Below are 25723 nucleotides of genomic sequence, written 5' to 3'. Positions count from 1 at the left end.
AACACAGAACCCCTGATCGCTCTGCGATCGGGGGTTTTGCTTTTGCGCGCGGAAAACATGCCGTATGCATGGGAGAGCGAGCTTGCTCGCGAAGCTGTTTGTGGCTGGAACGGATCGTCGCCCGGCGGCTCCTACAGGCAAAAAAAGACCGCCCCGAAGGGCGGTCCCGGCAACACTCTGAACTCAGAGCGCTTCTTCTGCTTCCACCACCGCTTCAGCCTTCACAGGCTCTTCACGGCGTTGAATGTACTTCCAGTCTGCCTCATCGATGTAGATACCATGCGGTCCGCTACCGCCTTCCAGGTCAATGGCCACATGCGCTGATACCTGAGGCTTCACACTCGCCAGAATCGGTACAAAGCCCAGTTGCTGGCTGGTTTCCAGCAGTGCCGACTGGTTCTTCTCGTCGATATCTGCTGCTTCATCCAGGTAGTAAGGCAGCCGCACCCGGCCAGCCAGGTCGCGGTCCATCAAGTGCAGCAACAAGTACATGTTGGTCAGTGCCTTGATGGTCATGGTCGTGCCGTTCGAGGCCGCACCGTCGATGTCGGTGTGGATTACCGGCTGGCCGTTGACCTTGGTGATCTCGAACGCCAGTTCAAACAGGTCCTTCAGGCCCAGCTGGTTATGGTTCGCTGCCACTAGCCGCGCCAGATACTCCTTGGCCTCTTCGTTCTTGTGATCCTGCTCGGCACTCTGACTCAGGTCGAATACCGACAGGGTCTCGCCTTCTTCGTACTGGCCGGCGCTGTGGATAATCTGGTCGATGTGCTTGAGCGCCTCCTTGTTCGGTGCCAGCACGATCCGGAAGCTTGCCAGGTTGGAAACCTGTCGGCGGTTGATCTCGCGGTTGAACAGTGCCAACTGGTGTTCCAGGCTCTCGTAGTCGCTACGGATATTGCGCAGGGTCCGGGCAATATCGGTAACAGCCGCCCGGCGCGCCTTGCCCAGCGTCAGGGCTTCGTCGCTACGGTGGGCATAAGCATTGATCAACAACTGCAGACGACGTTCGACGTCTTCTTCACTGTCGAACTTGGCCACGCCCTTCAGGCGCACCTGGGCATACAGCGCATCGATCTGACCGTCACAGCGCAGCAGTGCCTGCCAGCTGTCTTGATAGTCGTTGAGCAGTGGCAACAGGTTGTCCATGGAGTCGTCGACCGCTTCCATGAACGGGGTGCCCAGCGGCAAGTCGGCTGGTAGCAACTGCCGGCGACGCAGCGCGTCATCGAGTGTGCGTTGCTTGGCCTCCAGATCGCCGATCTGGCGTGCCACCAGTTGCAGCTTGGCCGACAACTGCTGGACACGTTCGGTAAAGGCGTCGCTGGAGCGCTTAAGCTCGTCCTGAGCGGCTTCCATCTGCGCCAGTTCTTCGAGCTTGCCCGGTTCTTCAGCGCTCAGGGTCTGGCTGCGGCGGAAATCTTCCAGAGCCTTTTGTGCATCAAGGACCTGCTGATATAGGGCTTCGGTCTGACTCTTGCTGGCGGTGCGGTCGGCTGCCACGGATTGCTGGGTCTTGAGTTGCTTGAGTTCTTTTTCCAGGCGGTCTTTCTGATCACGCAATGCAGCGCGGTCGGCCAGCGCTTGCAAGGCCGGTGGCTCGATGCTCGACAAGTTGATCGACAGGCCCGGTACTTCGAATTGCTCGCCCTTGAAGCCATCAAGCAAGGCTTCCAGCGATTTGACCCATACATCACCGTCGTCTATGGCGATGCCTTGCTCGCCGAGCGGCAGGCTGAACAGCGCGCCATTGAAAAGACGCATCAAGCGTTCGACATCCGGTTGCGAGAACTCTTCACGCAGACGCGCATAACTGTTGTTGTCAGCATGGTCAAGTTGCTGCCTGACCGACTTGAGGCGTTTTTCCAGATCCCTCAGTCGCTCTTCCAGATCCTCGGCGCTGAACTGTCGCGACTGCGCCAGGGCGCCGGCCAGTTCGTCGTGGGCATCCTTGGCTGCGAGCAACTGCTGCTCCAGCACCTTGGCGTCCTCGACCAGTGCGAAGCGGTTCTTGAGAACTGACAACTCACCCAGCCAGCGCTGGATGCTGCTGATCTCACGTTCCAGCCGCATCAGTTCCTGAGTGCTGTTGCGCTGGTCGTTCTGCATGATGTCTTGCTGGGCACGGTAGTGCTCTGCCTGGATGACCAGTTCTTCCTTGCGTGCCCCGGAATAATCCGACCAGGTGCCGAGCAGCGAGTCGAGCAGCGGCGACAGGCGATGCAGCTTGCCGCGCAGTGCATCACGCTGACGCACGCCATTGGCCAGGGCCTCGACCAGCGGGCCGGCCTGGACCAGCGAGTTATAGTCCTGCTCCATGCGTCGTACATCGCGGAAGGCTTCTTCACAGGCGGCGATATAGTCCACGTTGCCGGAGCGCAGGCTGTGCTCGAACGCATCGAGGAACAACTGCTTGAGTTTCGCCGCAGTGATCTCGCGCATGTGCAGCAGGTTGATGAACAGGGCGCGGAAGGTCTTCAGGCTCTGTTCGCTGGTCGAGCGCAGCGGAATCAGGGTCAGGTCCAGCGGAATCGACGTATGACCGCCGACCAATAGCCGGCGCAGCTCGTCAGGCTTGAGTTCGTAGGCTTTCAGCCCATGGCTTTCAAGGTTGTTGAACAGCTCTTTCTGACGCAGGCAGGTGTCGTTTTTCTGGTAATGGGCCAGGTCGAGGCTGCCGGCATAGGCGAAGAACTGGTGACCGAAGCCGCCGCCCGGGCCGCGACCGACCACGCCGATCACATGCGGTCCATGGGGCAGTGATACTTCGACCAAAATGTAACTGGTGTCCGAGGCAAAGTAGAAGCGCCGCGATTGTTCCAGGTTGTAGCGGCCGAAACTCATGTCTGACATGCGCGCCAGAATCGGGAACTGCAACGCGTTGATCGACGCACTTTTGCCCAGGTTATTGGCGCCATAGACCGACAGCGGATGTTCCAGCGGGAACAGCCCCAGGCTGTAGCCTGCCGTATTGAGCAGGGCAAAGCGGCGGATGCCGTAGCGTTCCTGGCTCATGCATTGATCTCCTGTTGTTCTTCGGCAATGGCGCGGGCCAGCGCCTGCTCCTCGGTTTCCTGCTCATCAAACGGAGCAAGGTCCAGTGGGTCGTCGGTGTGCAGCAGCTTCTCGTCACTGTCATCGTCGACCAGGATCGGCGTCGGCAGCGGCAGGTCGCTATGCAGCGTGGCGGCCAGGTCGCGGTCTTGCTGCACCGACAGGCACACATCGAGGAAGCGGTGCATCGGCGGCAGGAAGCGATAGATGCCCAGTTCTTCGTTGGCAAAACCCAGTTGCGTCATGCGCCGCATGATCTTTTCTTCAAGTTCTTCCTGGGTCTGTACTTCGGCCTGCAGAAACAGGTCGCGGTACTTGTCCAGCAACGAAGGCAGTTCATCACGGCCCAGGCTGCCGCCATCGAGCACGTTCATCGGGTCGCGGCCCTGGTCGGCCAGATGCTCGACCAGAATGAAGGTGAACAGCGCCAGACGCTGGGCGGTCTTGTTGACCTGCGCGGCAGCCTGTTCAGGCACGAAGTAATAGAAGCCGCGAGTGTCGCAGACCAGCTCGAAGCCCAGCGCCTTGAACAGCGTGCGGTACTGGTCCTGAGCATTGGACAACTGGGCATACAGCTCCGGGTCGCGGCGGCTGATGTGGTAACCCTTGAACAGCTCGCGAAAGATCGGAGCCAGTTGGGACATTTCAGACAGATCAAGATGCATGAGTGACGCTCTCGGAATTCTCTGGCTGCTCGCCGTTGGCAGACAGCAGGGCGAAGGAGCGCAGGCTGACGCGATGCTCCTGGGTGAAATACTCGCGGCGCTCCAGGCGCTGGCGTGCAAAGCGTTTGTCGCGCGACAGGCGGGAGAACCAGTACAGCAGTTCGTCGGTTGCGCCATCGGGCTCCTGTTCCAGCAGCCAGTTCATCAGGTCCGGCAACGGCAGGGCGCTTTCACAGCGCTCCAGCATTTCCTTGACCGTTCGCGGTGCCCGAGGTGGTTCACCCTTGCGGGTGCTGCTGGCCTTGGGAAACTTCGCAGGTTTGGGTTCGAAGCGTGCCAAGGCATAAACATAGGCTTCAACCTGGCTGGCACTGCCGAGAAAGGTGCTCTGCGGCCGGGTAAACATCGGCATGGCCGCCTGCGGTACGGCATCGATACCTTTACGCCGGATGGCCGCCAGGGCCAGCGCGGCGCCACGGGTCACCGCATTGTGCCGACGCGCTTCTTCGCGCAGCGGCAGTAGCAGTTCGCGGGCATGGCGCAGAGTCAGTTGCGCGTTGGTCTGCATCTCCAGAATGCGCGCATGGGTGCGCAGCAGCATGTCGTCGTCCACCAGATGGCCGAGGCGTTGCTGTTCGGTGAGCAGGCGCAACAGCACCTTCTCGACCTTGCGCACGCCCTGTTCGAACGCGCCATCGGCCGCGACCAGCTGGATCATCGGCTCGACGTATTCGTCCCAGGTCGCCAGTACCTCGGCATAGCGCTGACGCAGCGGAATCTGCCGGTCGCTGGTCTTGGCCCGCTCGGCCACGGCCACCAGTGCCTGCTCGTCGTTACCGAGCTTTTTCAGCACGTCGCGCACGCGCATGTCGAGCAGCCGCAACTGGCGAGCCAGGTCGTTGGCATCGCGGATGTCGAAAGCATCCTGGATGTGTCCGGCCAGGCGTTCCAGGTGGCGCAAGTAGGCTTCGATCTCCAGGCACAGGCCCAACCGGTGCTCGCGGCGCAGGTAAGACATGAAGTCATGAATCTGTGCGTTGAGTTCGAAGCGGTTCGGGCTTTTGGCGACCGGCACCAGGATGTCCAGGCGAATCCAGACGTCCAGCAGGTGGGTAATATCTTGCGGGGTGCTTTCCTGCTGCTGGCCTGCCAGTTGCTGGCGCAACTCGCTCAGGCTCATGGTGCCCTGGTCGAAATGCTCGCAAAGAGGCTCGAGCAGCGACCAGTGTTCGGCCAGGGCGCGCAGGACTCGCTTGGGTTCGATCATGAAAAGCTCGACCGTTGGCAAATGAAAGGCGCCGATTGTACTGCATCAACACTGCAAGGTTTCACCCCGGCAGATCAACCTTGCGCCGGAACACGGCAATCTGCGGCCAAGCGGATGAACGGTGGGTGGAACAGCACTGGCAGTAAACTTCCAGAGTCCCTAAACTTGCGCGCCTGACTTATCCACAAGTGGCCGATCTTTTGCTGAACGAGTCTCGTCGTCGCGACTATCTGAGCGCCATGCAAGTGGTGAGCTGGCTGCCGCGCACCGAACTGCCTTTCGCCGCGCCTTCGCGGCCGCAGCTGCTGGGGTGGCAGCCTGAGCCAGAGCCGGCTGCGGCACCGGTAAGGGCGCCAAATGCTGCAGTATCGGACAACGCTGTACCCGTAACAGCGCCCCAGGCCCGCCAGCCGTCCGAGCGGCCGAAGATTGAAGTCCCGCGACCCTCATCGTCAGCTCCTAAAGCCTCGCCCAAACCGCTGGCCAGCAAGGATGACGTCGAGTCTGCCCCAGCGCCCAGGGCTCCAGTGGTTCCACCACCGCGTTTTGCCCTGCAATTATTGCGCGCCGGGCATTGCCTGCTATTGGTCGAGTTATCCACCGGCCAGCCGTTCCAGAGCCGCGACCCATCCTATCTGCTGCTCAAGGACATGCTGCGTGCGGCCGGCTTGCCCGACAGCCCGCAAATCATTGGCGAGCCGGTACGCTGGCCGTTGCTGGTACGGGGGCAAATGGACCAGGGCCCGGAAGCGGCGCGGGATTTCGTTCAGGGGTTCGTCGCCGCACGGCTGGAAGACCAGCCTTGCACCTGTCTGTGGCTGATTGGCTTGCCAGCGGTGCGTTTTGCCGGTGAGGCCGATGGCGAGGCGTTTTATCGTGAGCTTCAGGTCGAAGGCCTGGGCTCGGCCTGGGCGCTGCCAAGCCTTGAATTGTTGATGGACGAGCCGCAGCGCAAGGCTGACGTCTGGCAGGCAATGCGGCGTCTGATGACGCGCTGGAATACGATCAATGAGTGATGCAATTACCTTTCGCCGCATGACCGAGGCGGACCTGGATGCGGTATTGAAGATCGAATACGCAGCGTTCAGTCATCCCTGGACCCGTGGCATCTTCCTCGATGCCCTCAAGTCCTATGAAGTCTGGCTGATGTTCGACGGTGCACAACAGGTTGGCCATGGCGTCATTCAGGTCATCATTGATGAAGCGCATCTGCTCAACATCACGGTCAAGCCGGAAAACCAGGGTCGTGGCCTGGGCTACCGGCTGCTCGATCATCTGATGAAGCGCGCTTACCAGCTCAACGGCAGAGAGTGCTTTCTGGAGTTGCGCGACAGCAACCGACCCGCTTACCGGCTCTATGAGCAATACGGGTTCAACGAGGTCGGTCGTCGTCGCGACTACTACCCGTCTGCTGACGGGCGTGAAGACGCGGTGGTCATGGCCTGCACCTTGCTGGACTGATCACTCGCGCTTGCCGTCGAGCGGGTCCAGATTTGCCAGCTCCTCTTCATCCAGCCCGTGGCCGGCGCCGATGTCGGCCTGGTCAGCTACGCTCAGTTCAAAGTCGGCGGGGCGGTCTGCACCGGGCTCCGCTGGCGACCGGGCGCCATCTTCGCGGATCAACACCTCTGGCGCCAGGTCATCGTCGGTCGGGTGATGATCAGTGGTCGAGGCCCCGGTCAGGCCCGCTTCACGTACCCGGCGCTCGGGAAGCGCCTGCTGCCGCTCTGCCCCGGGCAGTTCGTCGCCAATACGTGCCGTGTCGTCGTCATCGAAGTCGAGGGTTTCCAATGAGCCCATGCGGTCCTGAATGTCGTCGATGGGCTCCGGTTGTTCGGCGTGAAACGGTCGGCGTTGCTCGCTCATGGCACAATCCTCTTGATGCGGGGTATGCAGGGTGGACCGGCCCGCGGGTAGAAGATTCCTTCCAATCGACCGGTGCCGTGACCCGGCGTCGATTGCGCCAGTCAAACCTTGAGCATCATCTCTGAGGTATCGAGCCGTGACCTACGCACTACAAGAATTGATCGACAACAACGAACGCTGGGCCGAGGCAATCAAGCAGGAAGACCCTGACTTCTTTGCCAAGCTGGCTCGCCAGCAGACTCCCGAATACCTGTGGATCGGCTGCTCCGATGCCCGGGTGCCGGCCAACGAGATCGTCGGCATGCTGCCGGGCGATCTATTCGTGCACCGCAACGTGGCCAACGTGGTCCTGCACACCGACCTGAACTGCCTGTCGGTCATCCAGTACGCAGTGGATGTCCTGAAGGTCAAACACATTCTGGTCACCGGTCACTACGGCTGCGGCGGCGTACGCGCCTCGATGCAGGACCAGCAGTACGGGCTTATCGACGGCTGGCTGCGCTCGATCCGTGACCTGTACTACGAGAACCGCGAAGCGCTGAGCAAGCTGGCGACCGAAGAAGAGCGCGTCGACCGTCTGTGTGAGCTCAATGTGATCCAGCAGGTGGCCAACGTCAGCCACACGACCATCGTGCAGAATGCCTGGCACCGCGGCCAGAGCCTGTCGGTGCATGGCTGCATCTACGGGATCAAGGACGGCCGCTGGAAGAGCCTCAATGCGACGGTCAGCGGCATGGACCAGTTGCCGCCACAGTACCGCCTGCGCCCGCTTTGACCGTTTGCGGCTAAAGCGGCTCCCAAAGCCTTCACGAGCGAGCTCATTCCCACCGTATTTCAAGTCAGGATTGAGGTGGGAGCGACCGAACAGCGCTCCGTCTTGGTTGTGAGGGGGCCAGGCCAGACAACACATCGCTGGCGCCTGACCCGTACCGTTACAACACGAACCGCTGCACCATGCTATTCAGATCATTGGCCAGCATCGACAACTCGTTGCTGGCCACGGTTGTCTGTCTGGCCCCTGAAGCGGTCTGGGTCGACAGGTCGCGGATGCTGTTGAGGTTGCGGTCCACTTCATTGGCCACCTGGGCCTGCTGTTCGGCTGCGCTGGCAATCTGCAGGTTGCGACCGTTGATGGTGGTGGTCGAACTGATGATTACTGTCAGTGCCTCACCGGTGGCGGCCGCCTGTTCCAGGGTCTGGTTGGCCTGGGTAGCGGTATGGCGCAGTGAGTTGGCGGTGTCCTGAGTGCTTTTCTGTACACCGCTGATCAGGTCTTCGATCTCGGTGGTCGATGCGCTGGTACGTTGCGCCAGTGAGCGCACTTCATCGGCCACTACGGCAAATCCGCGCCCGGCCTCGCCGGCCCGCGCCGCTTCAATGGCGGCGTTGAGGGCCAGCAGGTTGGTCTGGTTGGCGATCGCACGGATCACATCCAGAATACTGCTGATGCTCTGGGTCTGTTCGGCCAGACCTTCTGCCTGATGTGAGGAGTCCAGCACGTTGTCGGTCAGGTCCTTGATCGACACGATGGTCGCCGACAACCGTTCCTGCCCCTGAGCCGCCGCCTGGCTGGAGGCTTGCGACTCGTTCACGGTAGTGCTGGCGTTATCGGCCACCTCGACCGCCGCCTGGCTCATTTGGTTGATTGCCACCGCAGCCTGTTCGATCTCGGTGTTCTGCAGCTTGAGGTTGCTGGCGCTGGCTTCGGCAATGCTGCCCATTTCCTGTACCGCCTCGGACAACTGACCGGCTGCGGCGTAAATCTGGTCAATGGTGCTGTGCAGGTTACTGCGCATGCGTTCCAGCGTATGGAGCAGTTGCGCCGGCTCGTCGGTGCCGGGGGCGATATCGTGTTCGGTCAGGTCGCCCTCGGCAATGGTATTAGCGATATGCAACGCATCACGCATGGGCTGGATGATACTGACGCTCAGGCGCCAGGCCAGCAGCAAGGTCAAAAGCAGCACGCCGGCAATCGCCACTAGGGCGATGATGCGCGTCTGGGCGTAGCTTTCATCGGCAATCTGCACCGCCACCGCCGCGCTCTGGCGGTTGAGCTCCCGCAGCAGTTGCACCTGCATGTCCATCAGGTCGCCCTGGATCGCCAGGGTCGTGTCGGCCAGCATTCGCGCCTGGGGCAGGTTACGTTGCTCAATCAGCGCCATCTGGTCGTGCAGGGCGGGCATGAACGCCTTGTAAGCGTCTTGCAGGGCCTTGATCGAGTCCCGTTCGGCCACTGCCGTGGCATGTGCCAGATACTCTTCGAAGCCCTTTTCGACCTCGTTCCTGAGCTGCTCGACATTGATCTTGCTGTTGATCACCGCACCGGGATCGTCGGCATTGGCCACCAGCCGTGCCGATTCGGCGCGCAGTTTGACCAGTGCAATGGCCAGCGCGTCGGCCATGGCAATACTGGGCAGAGAGCCGCTTTGCACCGCTTCGCCCTGATTACGGATGGCCTGCATCTGCAGCAGGCAAAACGCGCCGAGGGCGACGGTCAGCACCGACGAAAAACCCAGGCACAGCACCAGCCTGGGGGTAATCCTGAAACGGCGCAGCAACGTCGTCTTCGAGGAGCGACGAAATACACGAGCCAGGAATTTTTTCACAGTGCAGACCCCTATCAGCGGATTTGTAGAGCTGTCCGTTTATAAGGCTGTTTGATGATGTCTTTGTGACATCGATAGCACTAAGTCTTTGTTTGACGTCAAAAATCTGATTTTGCGACGGGCGGTTGTGCGCCGATCTCTTCGAGCAGTTCCTCAAGGAAGCGCTGCATCCGGGCATGACGAACATTGGCCATTCGGGCCCCGGTGGCGGTCTGGAAGCCTTTGGCCAAATGCAGCAGCTTGGTTTGAAAGTGATCAATGGCGAACTGCTGATCGTCCAGGGGCCGCTGCCCGGCCTGCGGGTCGAAGGGATCGTAGAGGCGGCTGCCCAGCCGGCCTGAGACGTGAAACATCCGCGCCACGCCGACCATGCCCAGCGCATCGAGGCGGTCGGCGTCTTGCAGTATCTGCGCTTCCAGGGTCTGTGGCGCAATGCCGGCAGAAAAGCTGTGGGCTTCGATCACATGGGCGACGGCCGCGACACGCTGCTCGTCCCAGCCTTTTTCGGTCAACAGTTCACTGGCTCTGGCCGCCGCCAGACGCGAGGCGCTGCTGCGAAACGGCGAGTTTTTCTCCACCTCGACACAATCGTGCAGCAAGGTGGCTGCCACCAGAATGTGCGGGTCGCCGCCTTCATGATTGCGAATCGCGCAGACGTTGCGCCAGACCCGCAACAGATGTGAGAGATCATGGGCCGCGTCGCTGCGGCCTGCACGGGTATGCGGCAGTAACAGGCTGGCCAGGTCCTGGAAAGGCTCGAAAAGATGGTCAGGCATCACGGCGCTCCTGCGATCGGATCCGCGCTCTAGCTTGCCGCCAGGCCGTGGTGCAGTGCAAGACCGGTGCGGCAAAAGGCCGTGCTTTTCCCGAAGGCGGTAAAAACCCTTTATACTTCATGGTTTTTCCACCCTTTGATGCGAGAACTGCTGTGAGCTTACCGTCCTGCCCGAAATGCAACTCCGAATACACCTACGAAGATGGCAGCCTGCTGATCTGCCCGGAGTGCGCCCATGAATGGTCTGCCGAGGGTGATGCGGGTGATGCTGACGATGTCAAAGTCATCAAGGACGCCACCGGCAATGTGCTGCAGGACGGCGACACCGTTACGGTGATCAAAGACCTCAAGGTCAAGGGCTCGTCGCTGGTGGTCAAGGTCGGCACCAAGGTCAAGAATATCCGCCTGGTCGAGGGTGACCACGACATCGACTGCAAGATCGACGGTATCGGCGCGATGAAGCTCAAGTCCGAGTTCGTCAAAAAGGCCTAACGAACCTCGACCAGCACCGGGCAGGGCGCGGCGTCGAGCACCTTGCTGCCCACCGACGGGTCAAGCAACCGTGCGAGAAATGACAGGTGGCGGTGGCCGATGACAATCAGGTCGCTGCCGATGCGTCGTGCCTCGGCGCAAATGGCCTCGGCCGGTTCGCCACTCAACGTGGTGCGCACACAGGCCAGGCCCAGCCGTTGCCGGGCCTGCTCGATCAAGTCTTGCGCGTGATGCTGCTCAGCGGCAGCGGCGGGGTACTGTTGCTGCTCAAAGGCATCGTCAGGATTGTCCAGCGCATAGGCCGGGTCGACTACACACACCAGATGCAGCGTGGTGTCGGGACCGGTCAGCGAACTGGCCAGTTCAAGAACCTTGAGGCTTTGCGCGCTGCCATCGAGGGCAACCAGAATGGTGGTGAACATGCAGACTCCCAGCGTTCGACTGCGGGCAGTCTGACCGCCTGGCGCACGGTCGGTAAATGCCGTCACCTGCAACTATGCATTGTGGCGAACGCAATTGATGAGCCGGTTGTGATGATGCCTGTGCGCACGTAGACTTTGCGCTGTCCGCTGTTGTTCCATACCCACAAGAATCCGCCCCTCCATGCTTCGTTCTGGCGCAGGCCATGAGCGCGGTGTGCTGCGTGGCGTTTTTTCTTGCCTGGTTGTAGGGGTATGGACTGTACGTAATGGTGTCGGGCGCAGTGCCTGGCCGTTTTGATCGAGCGTTGCCTATCCCTGATGAATACAATCACGACTGCTCATGGCGGTAGCTGGCTTGGCGTAATCGCGCTGGCGCTGGCAGCTTTTATCTTCAACACCACTGAGTTTGTGCCCATCGGCCTGTTGAGCAATATCGGCGACAGCTTCGCTATGACGCCTGCCCAAGTCGGCCTGATGGTGACCATCTACGCCTGGGTGGTGTCGCTGATGTCGCTGCCGATGATGCTGCTTACCCGAAATATCGAGCGGCGCAAGCTATTGATTGCGCTCTTCGGGTTATTTGTCTTCAGTCACTTGGTATCGGCCGTTGCCAGCAGCTTTGGCATGTTGCTGGTCAGCCGGGTCGGGATCGCCTTTGCCCATGCGGTGTTCTGGTCGATCACCGCATCGCTGGCAGTCCGCGTTGCGCCGCCAGGCAAGCAAGTGCAGGCGCTGGGCTTGCTGGCCACCGGTACTTCGCTGGCCATGGTGCTGGGGATTCCGTTGGGGCGCATGCTCGGCGAGGCGCTAGGCTGGCGCACCACATTTCTGGTCATTGCAGGCGTGTCGGGTCTGACGCTATTGCTGATCTGGCGCGCCTTGCCATTGTTGCCCAGCCAGAACTCCGGCTCGTTGCGCAGCTTGCCGATGCTGTTCAAGCGTCCACGTCTGGTCGTGCTGTATGTGCTGACCGCAATGGTGGTCACGGCGCATTTTACTGCCTACACCTACATCGAACCTTTTACCCAGACCGTCGCCCACCTGTCAGGTGCAATGACTACGTTGTTGCTCTTGGTGTTCGGTGGGGCCGGAGTCATCGGTTCGGTCATCTTCAGCCTGTTCAGCAGCCGCTTTCCCAATGGCCTGCTGATCGGCACCATCAGTGTTCTTGCGCTGTGCCTGCTGCTCTTGCTGCCGGTATCGGGCAGTACCGCGGCGATTACGGCACTGGGCGTGGTGTGGGGCGTGGCGATGATGTGTTTCGGCCTGCTCCAGCAGGCTCGGGTGCTGAACCTGGCGCCGGATGCCACCGATGTGGCGATGTCGCTGTTTTCCGGCATCTTCAATATCGGCATCGGTGGTGGGGCGCTGCTGGGCAGTGTGGTCAGCAGCCAGTTGGGCGTGGCCAATGTTGGCATCGTCGGCGGGCTACTGGCTGGCGTCGGGTTGTTGCTGTGTTGTACGGCCACTTACCGCTTCGCCAGGCAACCGGACCCGCAGGCTAGCCCTTGAGCCGCCCCAGCCATTCCAGCGAGGTGCGCCAGATACACACGCCCAGGAAATAAGCCGACATCAGCAGCCATATCCCCATCACCACTGCGCTTTCATGGGGATGGGTCATGATCAGCCAGCCGCTGCACACCAGCCATACCGTGGTCACGGCAATATTGACCGGCATGAAGCGACGCACCCGGAACGGGTGCAGGAACTTCACCCGGGTCACAGTCAGCAGTGCCAGCGCGACGATGGTCAGGAAGGTTGCCCAAGGTGATATCGGCAGGATGAACAGGCACAGCGCGACCACGTTCCAGGCGGCTGGAAAGCCCTGGAAGTAGTTGTCCTTGCTTTTCATGTCGACATTGCAAAAGCAGAACAGCGATGACACCAGGATGATCGAGGTGCTCAGCAGTTTGGTGTAATCGGGCAGCGGGATATACCAGTAGATGAACAGCGCCGGGATAAACACGTAGGTCAGGTAGTCGATCACCAGATCCAGGGTAGAGCCGTCGAAATGCGGCAGCACCGAACTGGTATTGAGCTTGCGCGCCAGCGAGCCGTCCACGCCGTCCACGATCAGCGCCACGCCCAGCCATAACAGGCAGGCCTTGGGCTGATTCTCGAACAGTGCAATGGTGGCCAGAAACGCCAGAACCACGCCGGTGGCAGTGAAACCGTGGGCGCCCCAGGCATTGAGCCTGGCGATACGTGGGTTGGATATCACTTGCTGTTCTCCAGGAAGCCATGCCAGGGAGTCCCTGGCCAGTGAGCTATCGACCGGGCCAAGCGCCATAAGGTTCAGCGCTGACTTTGCCCGGGTTCATTGAACCAACTACGGTCCAGACCTTTCTGGTCCTGATCCGGCTCCATGAAGCGGGTCGGCGGGGTGCCGTCGGCATTGAGCTGGTTGATCAGGGTAGGTTGCCCTTGCTCATTGAAGAACACCTGGCCGAGGCCTGCCGAGTTCCACAACCGTTCGCCGGCCTTGCTGTGTTCCGGCGTGCGCGGAATGACCTTCATCAAGCGCCGCTTGGTGAACCAGTTCAGTGGGGAACGCGGTGAGTATAGCCAGCGGTTGAGCCGGTCGAATATAGCCAGCAGACGCTGCGGGAATTCATTTTTGATCCCGCTGCTGGTGATCTGCCAGATATGCGGCGCGCCCTTGCGATGACGGATCAGGATTTCGTAGACAAACGAGTAGTGCACGTCGCCGGACAGAATCACGTAATTGCCCGGCGTGCGTGAATGCCGAAAGATATTCAGGATCACCTGGGCTGCGCCGCGGTGGGCCATCCAGTTTTCCGCATCGACCAGCAACGGGTAACCGCACCAGCTGAAAATTCGCTGGATGGCCTCGATCAGCTTGACCCCGAACACCGGAGCCGGTGACACGATGATCGCGCTCTTGTGGTCGATCAACTCCTGCTGCAGCTCGCACAGCGCCTCCCAATCGAGCAGCCCGGAAGGCTGAGCCAGATTCGACTCGCTGCGCCAGCGCCGGGTGCGGGTGTCGAGCACCACCAGCGCCGGCTCGGTGGGCAACACGTAATGCCATTGCTCAAAGCGCAGCAAACTGTCGATCAGCGCGTCCAGCGTCTGGTTATCGAGCATGCCGTCGTTATTCATGGCGCGGCAGCTCAGGGCATGGAACTGTTCGGTGGCCTCGGTAAAGACGTCCGGGTTATTGCCCCAACCCTGACACAACAGATAGCCGACCAGCGCATTGCCGATGATGCGCCGTGAAAACGGGTGGCCATAGGCAGTTTCCTCCCAACTGGCCGACAGGTTCCAGTCGTCAGTGACATCGTGGTCATCGAAGATCATCAGGCACTGCAAATGAGCCATGACCCGTGCGCTACCTTGCAGGCCTTGCCTGAAACTCTCGACCAGTTCCTGTTCATATCGATAACGCTCGCGGCGCTGCTCATCGAGTTGCGGCGCGCTGATGTCGATCAGTGTCCAGGGCACCGGCGACCAGACCAGCAGGTACATGGCCATGATCTCGGCCAGGGTCACCAGATGGTTATCGGCATTGCTGCTGGTGAACACCGGCTTGTTGACCCCGCCAAAAAAGCGTTCGCGCAGGGTTTCGTTGCTCTTGAGGGCCGGTAGCAGCTCGGCGCGGCGGTAATAGCTGGCCGGGTGGTCGTAGAGCTTGATACTGTCGTCAACCACCGCGCCCTCAAGCTGTTCGTCGAACAACTCCAGGCGCCGGATCAGGGCATGAATGGCACGCAGCATGGGACCTGCGACGTCGTCGGCGTAGACCTGATCGCCGCTCATCATCAGCAGTGCCGGGCGCTCCTGCGGCCTGGGCCCGGCGGCCAGCAAACGGTCGGCACACAGCAGCCCTTCGGCGGCCGGATGATGCGGTTTGCGGCACGAGCCATGCAGCATGTGATCGATCCTGCTGCGAATCACGAAGTTCGGCAGCGCGGCACCGGCATACAGCAAATGCGGCGCCCAGTTCGCTATCGAGGCCTGTGCTTCGTCGAGCAGCAGGTCATAGTCGATCTGCACGTCGCACGGCAGCGGGTTGTCGAGTTGCAGGTCAATCAGGTGCACGAAAGCATGGCGACCAATGGCGATCACCTGGCACTGCTTGTCGTTCAGCGCATAGTCGTGCTGCTGCCGCTGGCCCTGAGCATCGTTGAATATCAGCCGCAGGGTTGGTGCAAGCGGCCGTGAACCGACCAGCCACAACACCAGCCGATTGCTCTCCTGACGACGCAGGATCGGGCCTGCAAGAACACTGGGTAACGCAGAGGTTGCATTGATTGCAGCGCACATCCGGGTTTATGGCTCTCTACAGAATGGGCGGCCATGGTAACCCGGCCAGTGTGAAAATTTCCTCGACCGCCAGCCTCTGCGCCGATGACCGTACGGCAGAAAAACCTTCGTCCATCCCTCAACGCTGATCGAATGTGGCCGATAGCGTCATGAACACACGTTTGGCAAACCGTGCCTGGTTCAACCCTGATGATCTCTGGAAGGCTCTGCGTATGAATTGGTTCTACGATGCGAAACTCTCGACCAAGCTGCTGCTGTCCTTTGCGCTGTGCGCCGTGATTACTCTTGTGGTGGGCCTGATAGGCAGCCGGGGTATCGGCGAACTGTCCGACAGTCTGCGCCTGGTGTTCACCAATAACCTCATCTCGGTGGCCAAGACCGCCGAAACCAAGACCAGCGCTGTCACCCAGAGCCGCGACTTGTATCGCCTGGTATCCGCCTATGCATCCGATGCGCCGCAAAGCGCTCGCGATGAAATCATCAGCAAGATGCGTGAAAGCCGTAGTGCAGCTGAAAAAGCCTTTGCCCAGTATCGCACCACGCCGCTGGCCGACGACGAGCGCGCAGCCGGGGACAAGATGGAGCAGGACTGGCCGGCCTATCAGGCGTTGGTTGATCGCGCTGTGACCCTGCTCGGTTCGGGTGACCTGGCAGCCGCCCGCGCGTTCATCGATGCCGATGTACACCGTGCTTATGTCAAAGTCATCGACGAATTGACCATCATGGTCGAATCGAACAACCGCCAGATCGGTGAAGGTGCGGCTGATGCCACCCAGCAAGAGGCTTCGGCCAAGCTGACCCTGTATATCGGTATCGCCATCGCCTTTATCGCCGCGTTCGCTCTTGGTCTATTCATCAGCCGGATCATCAGCGCACCGATTTCCAGCGCTGTGATCAGTGCCCAACGGGTCGCCAGTGGCGACCTGACCCAGCCCATTGTCAGCACCCGGCGTGACGAAGCCGGTCAGCTGCTCGCGGCCCTGGGCGATATGCAAAACGGTCTGAAAGGCACCATCCAGCAGATTGCCAGCGCAGCCGACCAACTGGCTTCCGCCGCTGAAGAACTCAATGCCGTCACAGAAGAAAGCAGCCGCGGCCTGACCCGCCAGAACGATGAAATTCAGCTGGCGGCAACCGCGGTGACCGAAATGACCGCCGCCGTCGAAGAGGTGGCCCGCAATGCCATGTCGACCTCCGATGCCTCCAAGCTCACCAGTGACGAAGCAGCCAGTGGCCGCGACCAGGCCCGCAACGCGGTCAAGGCCATCGATACGGTCAGTGCCGAGATTTCCAGCTCCACCACCCAGGTCGAAGAGCTGGCCGGTCAGGTGCGCGAGATCGGCAAGGTGCTGGACGTGATTCGCGGCATCGCCGAACAGACCAACCTGCTGGCCCTCAACGCGGCCATTGAAGCGGCCCGTGCCGGCGAGCAGGGGCGCGGTTTTGCGGTGGTCGCCGACGAAGTCCGCGCCCTGGCCGCGCGTACCCAGGCGTCCACTGGTGAAATCGAAGCCATGATCGGCTCGGTGCAGAGCAGCGCTGACCAGGCCGTGCGGGCCATGGGCAACAGTCGCAGCCTGGCCAGCGAGACCCAGACCCTGGCCCAGGCCACCGGTCAGTCACTGGAGCGCATCGCGCAGAGCATCGCGCAAATCAACGATCGCAATCTGTTGATTGCGACGGCATCCGAACAGCAGGCCCATGTGGCTCGTGAGGTGGACCGTAACCTGGTCAATATCCAGGACCTGTCGACCCAGACCGCCGCAGGTGCCAATCAGACCAGCGCTTCAAGTCAGGAACTGTCGCGCCTGGCCGTGTCGTTCAATGGCCTGGTGGGCAAGTTCCGGCTTTGAACGACAGGCCATAGGCTATGGGGTGTAGACCCGCCAGGTGTTGCGCCCGGCGGTTTTGGCCTGGTACAGCGCCTGGTCGCCCAGGCGCAGCAGTTCGCTGACGGTATGCGCCTGTTGCGGGGCCAAAGCGATGCCGATGCTGGCGCCGATCAGCACGTCGCGCTCCTGTACCCTGATCGGCTGGCTGAGTGTGCCTATCAGGCGTGCGCACAGTTGATCGAGGCTGGCAGCTGCCGGATTGCCCTGCAGCACAACCACGAACTCGTCCCCACCCAGTCGCGCTGCCATGGCTTGCTCGCCCAGTTGCGCTTGCAAACGATGCGCGACTTCCTGCAGCACCTGATCGCCAGCAGCATGGCCCAGCGCGTCGTTGACCGGCTTGAAACGGTCCAGATCCAGATACAGCAAGGCCAGCGGGCGAGCAGGCGTCTGCTCCAGCAGATCACCAAGGTGGCGGGTCAGTTGATAACGATTGGGCAGGCCGGTCAGAAAATCATGTTGGGACAGGTGCCGGGCTTCGGCCTGACTGCGCAGCAGTGCCTCGAACTGTGCATCAATCTGCCGTGCCGAAGCCAGGGCATGGCGTAACAGCACCGTCAGCACACCGATCAGGGCCAGCACCGCCGCGATGAACAGCGGCAGGGTCTGGCGCAGCAGGTCCATACCCGGATGGGGTGGTGTCCAGTGCAACAGCAGCGTTGAGTCCGGCAGGCGCATCGATTCCTGACCGGGCTGCGCACTGGCTGCCAGAGTCATGGCGGGCAAACCATAGGTTTCGCTCAGATGTGCCAGCTCGTCGCGATCAAGCAGGGTCGCGAAAATCATCACTGACGGCGGCCCGGCAGTGGCCTGGATCGCCGGGTCCCAGCCCGGCGTGATAGTGGCTGCCGCCACCAGCGCCGGGGTATCGCCCACCTGCATGGCCCGCACGATACTGCCTTCTTCCTTGTCAGCGGCCCGCGCATCGGCCAGCAGCGCGGCCAGGTCGCCTTGCAGCCACTGGCTGGCCTGTACGTTGGACGCCTTGCCATCAATCACTGAATAGACGGTCTGGTCCTGCGGGTTGACCACCAGCACCGCGTTGTAGCCATACAGGTCGAACGGAATGTCGCCGACATTACGCTGGTCATCGGCCCAGACCTTGTCCACTTTCAGGTGCAGGTTCTTATAGGCCTCGCCCCACTTGCTGTAGTTGATGATGTTGCGGCCCACTTCATTGCGCACCTGATCGAGGGTGCGGGCAATGAATATCCGCGAGCGCTGCTGGACATCGGCATCCTGGCTCAGGGCGTTTTTGATCAGCAAATAAGCACCCAGGCCGATTAACAGCGCCAGCGCCGCAATCGCCGGGAGCAGGCGCAGGATCAACTGACGGCTGTGCTGTGTAGCCACCCAGCGGGTCAATGTGGGGTTTAGCATGGGGACACCTGAAAACCGGTTGAAAAATGGCAGTGCCCCCTTTCCTTGAAGACCTGCGGTCAAAAATGACCGGCTGACTAATGGCTGCCAGGGCTTATCCTACCGCCCGTGCATGACAGCCTCCAATAATTGCTTGATGGCATTGAGCTATTTCACCGTGTGAAGACGGCTCAGGCCGCCGGCCATCGATCAGTGGTCGTTAAAGTGCCCTGTCACCCTGAGTTGCGGCCCGACATGGATTTTCTGTAACCGTTCAAGATCGTTTCAATCGGTTTGTTGTCCAGATCAAAGGTCGTTCCCGACCACGGACTTGAAAGATCACAAGAGCTCAGGGTTGAGAAGCTTTTATAACAGAGCCAGAATGCGTCACTTGAGCGTGTTCTGAACGAGCATGCCGGCGTTGCCGAATACCGGGAGAAAGAGATCTTGAACCAGCTAAAACGCCTTCAGAGCGGAATTGAAGGGCTTGATGAGCTGCTGAAGGGAGGCTTCGTTTCAGGATCCTCCTACATCATCCAGGGGCGCCCGGGATCGGGCAAGACGATCCTGGCCAATCAGATTGGCTTCAACCACGTGCGCGACGGCGGGCGCGTGTTGTTCGCGACCCTGCTGGCCGAACCTCACGAGCGTTTGTTCCAGTTCCTTTCGACCCTGAGCTTTTTCGACAAAGACCGGATCGGCGAAGAGATTCAGTTCATCAGCGCCTTCGACACCATGGAAAACGAAGGTCTGGATGAAGTCGTGAAGCTGCTGCGGCGGGAAATCTCGCGGCAAAAATCGACGGTGATGATTCTCGACGGCCTGCTCAACGCCCGCTCCAAGGCCGACTCGCCACTCAATACCAAGCGTTTCATTTCCGAATTGCAGGGCCATGCCGCCTTTGCCGGCTGCACGGTATTCTTCCTGACCAGCTCGCAACTCGACGATGGCAGCCCGGAGCACACCATGGTCGATGGCGTGCTCGAACTGGGTGAAGAACAGCTCGGCTCGCGGCTGGTACGCCGCATCAAGATGCGCAAGACTCGCGGCAGTGCGGCATTGGCCGGCGATCATGAGTGCGAGATCACCGATGACGGCCTGGTGGTCTATCCGCGCCTTGAGAGCACCGTGACCCATTCAGCCATGCGTGATAGCGCCACGCTGGGGCTGGTGCCCAGTGGCCTGGCTTCGCTTGACCCGCTCATCGGCGGTGGCCTGGTGTCCTCCTCGGTCTCGCTGATCATGGGGCCTTCCGGCTCGGGCAAGACCTCTATAGGCATCAATTTCCTGGCCGAGTCCACGGTAGCAGAGCCGGGGCTGCACTTCGGTTTCTACGAGTCTCCCCAGCGCCTGCGGCTGAAAGCCAAAGCGCTGGGACGTGATTTCGCGTCGCTGGAGGCTGAGGGTGCACTGACACTGCTCTGGCGTTCGGTCACCACGGAAAAGATCGACAAGCTGGCTCTCGAACTGCTGCGCATGGTCGAGCAGAAATCCATCCGCCGGGTGTTCATCGACAGCCTTGGTGGCATGGCCAGAACGGCAGCAGACCGATCGCGGATTCTCGATCTGTACACGGCATTGATGGGAGAGCTGCGCAGCCGCAATGTCACCGTGATCGCTTCCTGGGAGGTGCGCAGTATCCTGGGTGAAGTGGTCGATGCCCCGGCTTCGGATCTGTCCGGAATTGTCGATAACCTGCTGCTGGTCAGATTCGCAGAATCAGACGCTGAACTTAAACGGCACCTGTCCATCCTTAAAGTTAGGGACAGTGCTTATGATCCTGCGCTTCTCGAGCTGGTGATAGGTAATCAGGGCATAGACGTTCGCAAGGCTTTTTCTCATGTATTCAACGACGACAACGGTGCAGATTCACAACCGTCATCTCGCCCATGACTCATTGAGCAGGGTGGGCGCGCTATGACCACGATTCTGATTGTCGATGATGAGTACCTGATCGCTGAGATCCTGAGCTTTGCGCTGGAGGATGAGGGCTTTCTGACTGTCACCGCGGGCACTGCGCAAAAGGCGCTGACGATCCTGGACCGGGAAAGACCGGGCCTGATCATCACCGACTACATGATGCCGGGCATGAACGGCATGGAGTTCGCCACTGCCGTGCGGGAAAACCCGCAGTTTGCCACCATTCCCATTGTCTTGATGAGCGGCGCCCAGGCACACCTGGGCTCGGCCAGGCCTGAGCTGTTCACCAAGGTCTTCGAAAAACCGTTCGAAATCGAAGCCATGGTCGAGAGCGTGAAAAAGCTGCTCAACGAATAACCGGTCGTATTCTGCGCTAAGCACGGAACCTGGTAGGAGCGGCTTCAGCCGCGAATCTTTCGTGGTTAAAGCTTCGCTGCTGAAGCGTTCGCGGCTGAAGCCGCTCCTACCGGGTATTGCATCAATCAGTGCGAAGCCAGCGCTGCATAGCTGTTCATCAGGTTGCGGTAGTTGGGAATACGCTGGCTCAGCAGGTTGCCCAAGCCTTCAATATCGTTGCGCCAGTCGCGATGCAGCTCACAGGCTACCGAGAACCAGTTCATCAGTTGGGCGCCGGCCTGGCTCATGCGGTTCCACGCGGCCTGTTGCACGGTTTCATTGAAGGTGCCGGAAGCATCGGTCACCACGAACACTTCAAAACCTTCTTCAAGGGCCGACAGCACCGGGAAGGTCACGCACACGTCGGTGACGACACCGGCGATGATCAGTTGCTTGCGGCCGGTGGCCTTGATCGCCTTGACGAAGTCTTCGTTGTCCCAGGCGTTGATCTGGCCAGGGCGGGCGATGTACGGCGCATCCGGGAACTGCTCTTTGAGCTCCGGCACCAGCGGGCCGTTGGGGCCTTGCTCGAAGCTGGTGGTGAGGATGGTTGGCAGTTCGAAAAATTTGGCTAGGTCACCCAGCGCCAGCACGTTGTTCTTGAACTCGTTGGGCGAGAAGTCCTGCACCAGCGAAATGAGGCCGGTCTGGTGGTCGATCAGCAGTACAGCGGCGTCGTCTTTGTTCAGGCGGTTGTAGGTGAAGTTGGCCATGGGGTAGATCCTTTATCTGAGAAGTTGTGGGGTAAGTGGCGTTGTGTTCAACTTGGACACAGATTAAGGATTTACTGGGGTGGGATAAATCGGCTGAAAAGCGTTTTGCTGTCACCCTGAAGGAGACAATGGCAGCTCAGGCGAACTGCCAGTCCTGTGAATGCACCACCCGGCAAAACGGCCCGGCGAGGGTCGCATTATGATGGGCAACAATATGTTCGGCCTTGAGAGCTGGCGTGTCAGAGCAGCTATGGCCGTCTTCGATAAGCACCGCATCGAAGCCCAGGTCGCGAGCGGCGCGGCAGGTGCTGTCCACGCAGTACTGAGTCTTCAGGCCGACGATCACCAGGCTTTTTGTACCTGCCGCGTGCAGGCGTTCAACCAGATCAGTACCGGCAAACGCACTGGGGCGGGTTTTCTCGAGAATATGCTCGTTGCCGCTCAGATGCAGTTCATCGATCAGGCGGGTCAGGTTGTTGCCCGGTTCGATGGGCGAGCCGGGCGGGCCGACGTGACGGGCCAGGAATACAGGTGCTCCCGCTGCCTGGGCCTTGCCCAGCAATTCATTGACCGTATTGAGCAGCCGCTCGGCTTGCCAGAGCTTGTCCGGGCCATGGAACAGCCCGACCTGCATATCCAGAACCAATAGCGCGTGCATGTCGCTTCTCCTTGCTTGAAAAGCCAGCGACACGGGCAATAAAAAGGCCCCGTCCATCGCTGGCGGGGCCTTGGGGGATCGTGCTTCTGTTACTCACGACACCTCACGCGACCCGCCATGGGCGGTCGTGGTAGTGGTGGTCGAGGTCAGCGCGAAAATGATCATGGGGGCGAGACTAGTCAATCCGTAAGAGGATGGCAACCGCTTCACTGGCCTGGTCCCTCACTGTTTTGCAGGTTTTTCAGGGCTCGCGCCAGGCTGGCTTGCGACAGCTCACCCAGGTGATTGCCGACCTGCCGACCCTCACTGTCGAAGTACAAGGTGGTTGGCAAGGCCATGGAGCCGGCCAGCTTGCCGAGTTGGTTGTGTCGGTCGAGCAGTACATTGCTCAATTCCAGCCCTTGGGACTGCATGAAGCGCTGGATCTCATCCGTTGTTTCACCTTGGTTGACGAACAGGAAGGTCACCTGCGGATGTTCGGCCTGGGCTTTCATCAGCACCGGCATCTCGCGCCTGCACGGCGGGCACCAGGTTGCCCACAGATTGATGATCAGCGGTTTGCCGCGATACGCCTGCAGGTTGACCGGCTTGCCGTCCAGCTCGACCAACGCCAGATCAGGCAGGCGTGACTCTCGTTCCTGCCAGTGCAAGACAAGATTACCCGCGCCCCAGGCGAATAAACCGACCATCATCGCTATGCCCAACGGCTTGCGCAGCGGCGGGTTTTTATACAGCTTCCGGGCGCCTATAAACAGCGCGGCCAACAGCCCGGCCCCAACGATAAAACCGCCGTCACGAATATCGAAAATTCCCCACGGCTGGTCACGGTAATGCTGGAAATACACCGCCACGAAGGCCACACGAGCCGCCAGCAATGCCGTAATCAGCAGGCCAAACAGTTGCTTCTCCGGATTAAGCCCTTGACGGCGGCCCACGCGCCAGCCGGTCAGGCTCGCCAGCAACAGGCTGCCAATGATCAGGACATGCTGCATGGCCAGTGCCAGAGGGCCGATGTTCAGGGTCAGCATTGGGTGTGTTCCTTGGTGCCTGAAAAAAGGCCTTCACTTTGCCAGCCGCGCACCTTGCAAGGCGATACTGGCCACTAGGGTAATTGCAGGTGATTTATGACGGTCTGTGACCTGATAAGATCATGCGGCCATTTTCGATGGCCTCTATCAGGGAGTAATTTTGATGCTGGACGCATTGCTGGAACTCATTGTTGAGTTTGTCCTGCGTTGTCTTTTCTATCCCGTTGGCTGGCTGTTGCTCAAACTGATAACGCTGGGTCAATGGTCACCTCGTGAGTCATGGTTATCAGGCAAGCCGAGCTCGGAATGGGTCACCGCGTTGGGCGCGGCGGTCTGGGTAGTCGGTGGGCTTGTAGCGCTCAATCAGTTTGTCTTCTGAGTAACTCAAGAAGAGTAGGCTGAACGCCGGGTTAGAATGGCGTCCCGGTTTTTTCAAAGGAATGATCCAGTGATCACCTGCCACGTCCGCTACATCATTGACCCTTATCAACTGGTCGATTTCGAAGCCTATTGCCGTCGCTGGATTCATCTGGTCGGGCGCATGGGAGGGCAGCACCACGGCTACTTCCTGCCGTCAGAAGGCGCCAATAACGTCGCCTACTGCCTGTTCAGCTTCCCCAGCCTGGCCGACTACGAACGTTATCGCGAACAGGCCGCCACTGACCCTGAATGCATCGAGGCCGTGCAACTGGCAACCGAGAAAAAATTCATCATCAGTTACGAGCGCAGTTTTATGCGCCCGTTGCTTGATTGAAAGGCAGCGTCGGTTGAACGAGCTCAGGCCTGATGCATGGCTCGCAGCGGCCGGGCCACCTGACGCAACCTGACCTCTTCGCGGATACCCAGCACCAGCGATGCAATGGCGCGTCCGGTGTCCAGCTGAGCGACCGGAATGCCGCTCAGGCTGAATTCCTCAGCCTGGGTTCTGGGATGACTCAGTTCGAGACTCATCAGCCCGTCGGCAGTGATGGTGCACTTGCACAGTGACGGGACGAACGCGGTTTCCATGATGTGGCGCAGATCGGCATGGGAAAGCAGCATCTGGGCATCCTTGGCACTGCGGGTGCCGGGCGCTTGGAAATAGGAGACCGTTCACTAATCTAGTCCAAGTCTGTCGATATGTCGTCCCGCATCCCTGGCTGTTTGCGGGCAACACGTCAGAAATGTGATGCGCTGCCGATTTCACCCAGGCCCATTCGGCATCACTGATGCTTGCCCTGGCCTGGCACTACATAGTGGGTGCCATCGTAGGTCACCAGGTACCTCTTGGTCACCGGCTTGCTCTCGCTGTTACTGCAATCGTCGTGCTTCGCGAACGAGCGCGACTCTACCGTCTTTTCCGTCACCGCCAGGCCCGCATAACCATGGCTAAGCGTCTTGTCGATCGCCAGGCTGCTGGTGATGTCATAGAACTCGCCCTGGCAGTTGCCATCCCACTCTCCGCCTGAACGTTGTACTTCCAGCTTGTCCAGAACCTTGCGCGGCTTGGCGCCGTCGAGCACATACAGGCTCAGGTCGGTGGAGGAGAACGGGTTCACGCGTGATGAGCCGACATAGCTGGCACGCACCCCAAATGCGCGCAGCTCAGGTGTCAGGTGATAGCGTGCGGTGTCCAGGCTCAGACTTTCGAAGCGCACTGCATCGGAACTGATCGCCGCACTTTCATAGACATGCTGCTCGATCTGACCACCTACAGCGGTGAGAACCTCCAGCCCGTAGGTCGCGCCGTCCTCCTCATCGCCGCTTTCAACAAACGCCAAGGCTGCCAGGGTTCGCTTGGCATCGACAGGAGAGGCCTTGCACACCGAATGTTGGGCAGAGAAGGTCAGATCGGGATGCAGCTTTTTCGCCCAACCGGCCAGCTGTGCGGTGCAATCGGCAGAAGCGACAGCGGGCAGGCAGAGCAAGGTCAGAGCTAGAGCACAGCGCATAGGGATTCCTTTACCTGAGCGATGGAGCAGGGCGTTAGTTGAGTGAGCGTAAACGGCAGGGCAGGGCGCGGGGAAGAGCGACTGCAGATCCCCAGAAACAACAAAGCCCGCACTAGGCGGGCTTTATTGTGAACTTGGTGGCTACACAGGGACTTGAACCCCGGACCCCAGCATTATGAATGCTATGCTCTAACCAACTGAGCTATGTAGCCAAGTGGCGCGCATTATTCGCCGATATCAGATAGGTGTCAAGCGAATATCTTAAAAATATTTCCATACGATCAATCGCTTAGCGATTTGCGCTGTGGTCCCTGTCGTTGCCTTCCCACCGGTTGTTTCTTCCAGTGACGTCTGCTGTGTAACTGCGCACACAAATGGTGCGTTTTTGGTCG

Annotated in this window: 24 protein-coding genes, 1 tRNA gene and 3 pseudogenes; 11 read left to right on the top strand and 17 right to left on the bottom strand. The window is 60.1% G+C overall.

Features of this window, described 5'->3' with window-relative positions:
• Nucleotides 1–183 precede the first annotated feature (183 nt).
• The 3 genes from mksF to mksB are packed head-to-tail and all read right to left on the bottom strand — an operon-like array spanning nt 184 to nt 4986.
• Complete coding sequence (mksF, locus tag NJC40_RS02265; RefSeq protein ID WP_253140667.1) at nt 184–3015, bottom strand: Mks condensin complex protein MksF; 2832 nt, start codon at nt 3013–3015, stop codon at nt 184–186.
• Entirely contained in the window at nt 3012–3719 is a 708-nt protein-coding gene (mksE, locus tag NJC40_RS02260; RefSeq protein ID WP_045483486.1) for an Mks condensin complex protein MksE, read from the bottom strand. The genes mksF and mksE overlap by 4 nt, the downstream gene beginning before the upstream one ends.
• Complete coding sequence (gene mksB, locus NJC40_RS02255) at nt 3709–4986, bottom strand: Mks condensin complex protein MksB (protein WP_045483483.1); 1278 nt, start codon at nt 4984–4986, stop codon at nt 3709–3711. Before mksB ends, mksE begins: the two co-directional genes overlap by 11 nt.
• Before the next feature lie 200 nt (nt 4987–5186).
• Between mksB and NJC40_RS02250 the strand changes: the two genes are divergently transcribed.
• Both NJC40_RS02250 and rimI read left to right on the top strand, forming a co-directional pair.
• Nucleotides 5187–6002: an energy transducer TonB gene (locus NJC40_RS02250; RefSeq protein WP_253140677.1), complete on the top strand. Its 816-nt coding sequence runs from the start codon at nt 5187–5189 to the stop codon at nt 6000–6002.
• Nucleotides 5995–6447 carry a ribosomal protein S18-alanine N-acetyltransferase gene (gene rimI, locus NJC40_RS02245; protein WP_253117706.1) on the top strand — a complete coding sequence of 151 codons (453 nt, stop codon included), beginning with the start codon at nt 5995–5997 and terminating at the stop codon, nt 6445–6447. The genes NJC40_RS02250 and rimI overlap by 8 nt, the downstream gene beginning before the upstream one ends.
• Here the strand turns inward: rimI and NJC40_RS02240 are convergent, their stop codons facing one another.
• Nucleotides 6448–6852, bottom strand: coding sequence for a serine kinase/phosphatase (locus NJC40_RS02240; RefSeq protein WP_253140666.1), 405 nt, complete (start codon nt 6850–6852; stop codon nt 6448–6450).
• 136 nt (nt 6853–6988) lie between these two features.
• Between NJC40_RS02240 and can the strand changes: the two genes are divergently transcribed.
• A complete protein-coding gene (gene can / locus NJC40_RS02235; RefSeq protein WP_253117703.1) occupies nt 6989–7627 on the top strand; it encodes a carbonate dehydratase in 639 nt (212 codons plus the stop codon).
• 157 nt (nt 7628–7784) lie between these two features.
• Here can and NJC40_RS02230 read toward each other — a convergent pair.
• The 3 genes and pseudogenes from NJC40_RS02230 to NJC40_RS02220 form a co-directional block, all read right to left on the bottom strand.
• A pseudogene (locus NJC40_RS02230) lies at nt 7785–8375 on the bottom strand (methyl-accepting chemotaxis protein); the annotation flags it as partial.
• Nucleotides 8376–8690: 315 nt separating this feature from the next.
• Nucleotides 8691–9353 (bottom strand): annotated as a pseudogene (locus tag NJC40_RS02225) (MCP four helix bundle domain-containing protein); the annotation flags it as partial.
• Between the two features lie 203 nt (nt 9354–9556).
• Nucleotides 9557–10234, bottom strand: coding sequence for an HD domain-containing protein (locus NJC40_RS02220; protein ID WP_253140665.1), 678 nt, complete (start codon nt 10232–10234; stop codon nt 9557–9559).
• A gap of 119 nt (nt 10235–10353) precedes the next feature.
• Between NJC40_RS02220 and NJC40_RS02215 the strand changes: the two genes are divergently transcribed.
• A complete protein-coding gene (locus tag NJC40_RS02215) occupies nt 10354–10725 on the top strand; it encodes a zinc ribbon domain-containing protein YjdM (RefSeq protein WP_253117698.1) in 372 nt (123 codons plus the stop codon).
• Here the strand turns inward: NJC40_RS02215 and NJC40_RS02210 are convergent.
• Complete coding sequence (locus NJC40_RS02210) at nt 10722–11147, bottom strand: universal stress protein (protein WP_253140664.1); 426 nt, start codon at nt 11145–11147, stop codon at nt 10722–10724. The two genes, NJC40_RS02215 and NJC40_RS02210, sit on opposite strands and share 4 nt — an antisense overlap.
• 318 nt (nt 11148–11465) lie before the next feature.
• On the opposite strand from NJC40_RS02210, the gene NJC40_RS02205 reads away from it, so the two are divergent.
• On the top strand, nt 11466–12659 hold the full coding sequence (locus tag NJC40_RS02205) for a sugar transporter (RefSeq protein WP_253140663.1): 1194 nt from the start codon (nt 11466–11468) through the stop codon (nt 12657–12659).
• Here NJC40_RS02205 and pcsA read toward each other — a convergent pair.
• Nucleotides 12649–13368 (bottom strand): phosphatidylcholine synthase, encoded by a 720-nt coding sequence (gene pcsA, locus NJC40_RS02200; protein ID WP_045483461.1) that lies wholly within the window; start codon nt 13366–13368, stop codon nt 12649–12651. The genes NJC40_RS02205 and pcsA overlap by 11 nt on opposite strands.
• 74 nt (nt 13369–13442) lie before the next feature.
• Complete coding sequence (locus NJC40_RS02195; protein WP_253140662.1) at nt 13443–15434, bottom strand: metallophosphoesterase family protein; 1992 nt, start codon at nt 15432–15434, stop codon at nt 13443–13445.
• Between the two features lie 149 nt (nt 15435–15583).
• On the opposite strand from NJC40_RS02195, the pseudogene NJC40_RS02190 reads away from it, so the two are divergent.
• A pseudogene (locus tag NJC40_RS02190) lies at nt 15584–16381 on the top strand (MCP four helix bundle domain-containing protein); the annotation flags it as partial.
• Between the two features lie 42 nt (nt 16382–16423).
• On the top strand, nt 16424–17287 hold the full coding sequence (locus NJC40_RS02185) for a methyl-accepting chemotaxis protein (protein ID WP_492180545.1): 864 nt from the start codon (nt 16424–16426) through the stop codon (nt 17285–17287).
• A gap of 15 nt (nt 17288–17302) precedes the next feature.
• Here NJC40_RS02185 and NJC40_RS02180 read toward each other — a convergent pair whose 3' ends face one another.
• On the bottom strand, nt 17303–18706 hold the full coding sequence (locus NJC40_RS02180) for a sensor domain-containing diguanylate cyclase (RefSeq protein WP_253140660.1): 1404 nt from the start codon (nt 18704–18706) through the stop codon (nt 17303–17305).
• Nucleotides 18707–19132: 426 nt separating this feature from the next.
• Here NJC40_RS02180 and NJC40_RS02175 point away from each other — a divergent pair, with 426 nt between their 5' ends.
• On the top strand, nt 19133–20578 hold the full coding sequence (locus NJC40_RS02175; protein WP_253140659.1) for an ATPase domain-containing protein: 1446 nt from the start codon (nt 19133–19135) through the stop codon (nt 20576–20578).
• A 24-nt stretch (nt 20579–20602) separates the two neighbouring features.
• Nucleotides 20603–20962: a response regulator gene (locus NJC40_RS02170; RefSeq protein WP_253140658.1), complete on the top strand. Its 360-nt coding sequence runs from the start codon at nt 20603–20605 to the stop codon at nt 20960–20962.
• A gap of 125 nt (nt 20963–21087) precedes the next feature.
• On the opposite strand, the gene ycaC is transcribed toward NJC40_RS02170, so the two are convergent.
• The 3 genes from ycaC to NJC40_RS02155 all read right to left on the bottom strand — a co-directional run bounded on the left by ycaC (nt 21088) and on the right by NJC40_RS02155 (nt 23400).
• Entirely contained in the window at nt 21088–21714 is a 627-nt protein-coding gene (gene ycaC / locus NJC40_RS02165) for an isochorismate family cysteine hydrolase YcaC (RefSeq protein ID WP_045483449.1), read from the bottom strand.
• A gap of 136 nt (nt 21715–21850) precedes the next feature.
• On the bottom strand, nt 21851–22372 hold the full coding sequence (locus NJC40_RS02160) for a cysteine hydrolase family protein (RefSeq protein ID WP_253140657.1): 522 nt from the start codon (nt 22370–22372) through the stop codon (nt 21851–21853).
• A 206-nt stretch (nt 22373–22578) separates the two neighbouring features.
• Complete coding sequence (locus NJC40_RS02155) at nt 22579–23400, bottom strand: TlpA disulfide reductase family protein (protein ID WP_253140656.1); 822 nt, start codon at nt 23398–23400, stop codon at nt 22579–22581.
• A gap of 163 nt (nt 23401–23563) precedes the next feature.
• Here NJC40_RS02155 and NJC40_RS02150 point away from each other — a divergent pair, with 163 nt between their 5' ends.
• Nucleotides 23564–23779 (top strand): hypothetical protein, encoded by a 216-nt coding sequence (locus NJC40_RS02150; RefSeq protein WP_253117668.1) that lies wholly within the window; start codon nt 23564–23566, stop codon nt 23777–23779.
• A 69-nt stretch (nt 23780–23848) separates the two neighbouring features.
• On the top strand, nt 23849–24154 hold the full coding sequence (locus tag NJC40_RS02145; RefSeq protein WP_253140655.1) for an NIPSNAP family protein: 306 nt from the start codon (nt 23849–23851) through the stop codon (nt 24152–24154).
• 23 nt (nt 24155–24177) lie between these two features.
• Here NJC40_RS02145 and NJC40_RS02140 read toward each other — a convergent pair whose 3' ends face one another.
• The 3 genes from NJC40_RS02140 to NJC40_RS02130 all read right to left on the bottom strand — a co-directional run bounded on the left by NJC40_RS02140 (nt 24178) and on the right by NJC40_RS02130 (nt 25543).
• Entirely contained in the window at nt 24178–24441 is a 264-nt protein-coding gene (locus NJC40_RS02140; protein ID WP_052483352.1) for a DUF1652 domain-containing protein, read from the bottom strand.
• A 161-nt stretch (nt 24442–24602) separates the two neighbouring features.
• A complete protein-coding gene (locus NJC40_RS02135) occupies nt 24603–25331 on the bottom strand; it encodes a PA3715 family protein (protein WP_253140654.1) in 729 nt (242 codons plus the stop codon).
• A 135-nt stretch (nt 25332–25466) separates the two neighbouring features.
• A tRNA-Met gene (locus NJC40_RS02130) sits at nt 25467–25543 on the bottom strand.
• Nucleotides 25544–25723: the final 180 nt, after the last annotated feature.

The sequence above is a fragment of the Pseudomonas sp. 21LCFQ02 genome (assembly GCF_024129895.2).
Taxonomy (GTDB): Bacteria; Pseudomonadota; Gammaproteobacteria; order Pseudomonadales; family Pseudomonadaceae; genus Aquipseudomonas.
The sequence above is the reverse complement of the archived record's forward strand: the minus strand, read 5'-3'. Positions and strand labels throughout refer to the sequence as shown.

What these genes read in the sequence shown, in the direction of transcription:
- mksF (WP_253140667.1), bottom strand. Translation starts at nt 3,015, where the DNA reads ATGAGCCAGGAACGCTACGGCATCCGCCGCTTTGCCCTGCTCAATACG.
- mksE (WP_045483486.1), bottom strand. Translation starts at nt 3,719, where the DNA reads ATGCATCTTGATCTGTCTGAAATGTCCCAACTGGCTCCGATCTTTCGC.
- mksB (WP_045483483.1), bottom strand. Translation starts at nt 4,986, where the DNA reads ATGATCGAACCCAAGCGAGTCCTGCGCGCCCTGGCCGAACACTGGTCG.
- rimI (WP_253117706.1), top strand. Translation starts at nt 5,995, where the DNA reads ATGAGTGATGCAATTACCTTTCGCCGCATGACCGAGGCGGACCTGGAT.
- NJC40_RS02240 (WP_253140666.1), bottom strand. Translation starts at nt 6,852, where the DNA reads ATGAGCGAGCAACGCCGACCGTTTCACGCCGAACAACCGGAGCCCATC.
- NJC40_RS02220 (WP_253140665.1), bottom strand. Translation starts at nt 10,234, where the DNA reads ATGCCTGACCATCTTTTCGAGCCTTTCCAGGACCTGGCCAGCCTGTTA.
- NJC40_RS02215 (WP_253117698.1), top strand. Translation starts at nt 10,354, where the DNA reads ATGGTTTTTCCACCCTTTGATGCGAGAACTGCTGTGAGCTTACCGTCC.
- NJC40_RS02210 (WP_253140664.1), bottom strand. Translation starts at nt 11,147, where the DNA reads ATGTTCACCACCATTCTGGTTGCCCTCGATGGCAGCGCGCAAAGCCTC.
- NJC40_RS02205 (WP_253140663.1), top strand. Translation starts at nt 11,466, where the DNA reads ATGAATACAATCACGACTGCTCATGGCGGTAGCTGGCTTGGCGTAATC.
- NJC40_RS02195 (WP_253140662.1), bottom strand. Translation starts at nt 15,434, where the DNA reads ATGTGCGCTGCAATCAATGCAACCTCTGCGTTACCCAGTGTTCTTGCA.
- NJC40_RS02185 (WP_492180545.1), top strand. Translation starts at nt 16,424, where the DNA reads ATGCAAAACGGTCTGAAAGGCACCATCCAGCAGATTGCCAGCGCAGCC.
- NJC40_RS02180 (WP_253140660.1), bottom strand. Translation starts at nt 18,706, where the DNA reads ATGCTAAACCCCACATTGACCCGCTGGGTGGCTACACAGCACAGCCGT.
- NJC40_RS02170 (WP_253140658.1), top strand. Translation starts at nt 20,603, where the DNA reads ATGACCACGATTCTGATTGTCGATGATGAGTACCTGATCGCTGAGATC.
- ycaC (WP_045483449.1), bottom strand. Translation starts at nt 21,714, where the DNA reads ATGGCCAACTTCACCTACAACCGCCTGAACAAAGACGACGCCGCTGTA.
- NJC40_RS02160 (WP_253140657.1), bottom strand. Translation starts at nt 22,372, where the DNA reads ATGCACGCGCTATTGGTTCTGGATATGCAGGTCGGGCTGTTCCATGGC.
- NJC40_RS02155 (WP_253140656.1), bottom strand. Translation starts at nt 23,400, where the DNA reads ATGCTGACCCTGAACATCGGCCCTCTGGCACTGGCCATGCAGCATGTC.
- NJC40_RS02150 (WP_253117668.1), top strand. Translation starts at nt 23,564, where the DNA reads ATGCTGGACGCATTGCTGGAACTCATTGTTGAGTTTGTCCTGCGTTGT.
- NJC40_RS02140 (WP_052483352.1), bottom strand. Translation starts at nt 24,441, where the DNA reads ATGCTGCTTTCCCATGCCGATCTGCGCCACATCATGGAAACCGCGTTC.
- NJC40_RS02135 (WP_253140654.1), bottom strand. Translation starts at nt 25,331, where the DNA reads ATGCGCTGTGCTCTAGCTCTGACCTTGCTCTGCCTGCCCGCTGTCGCT.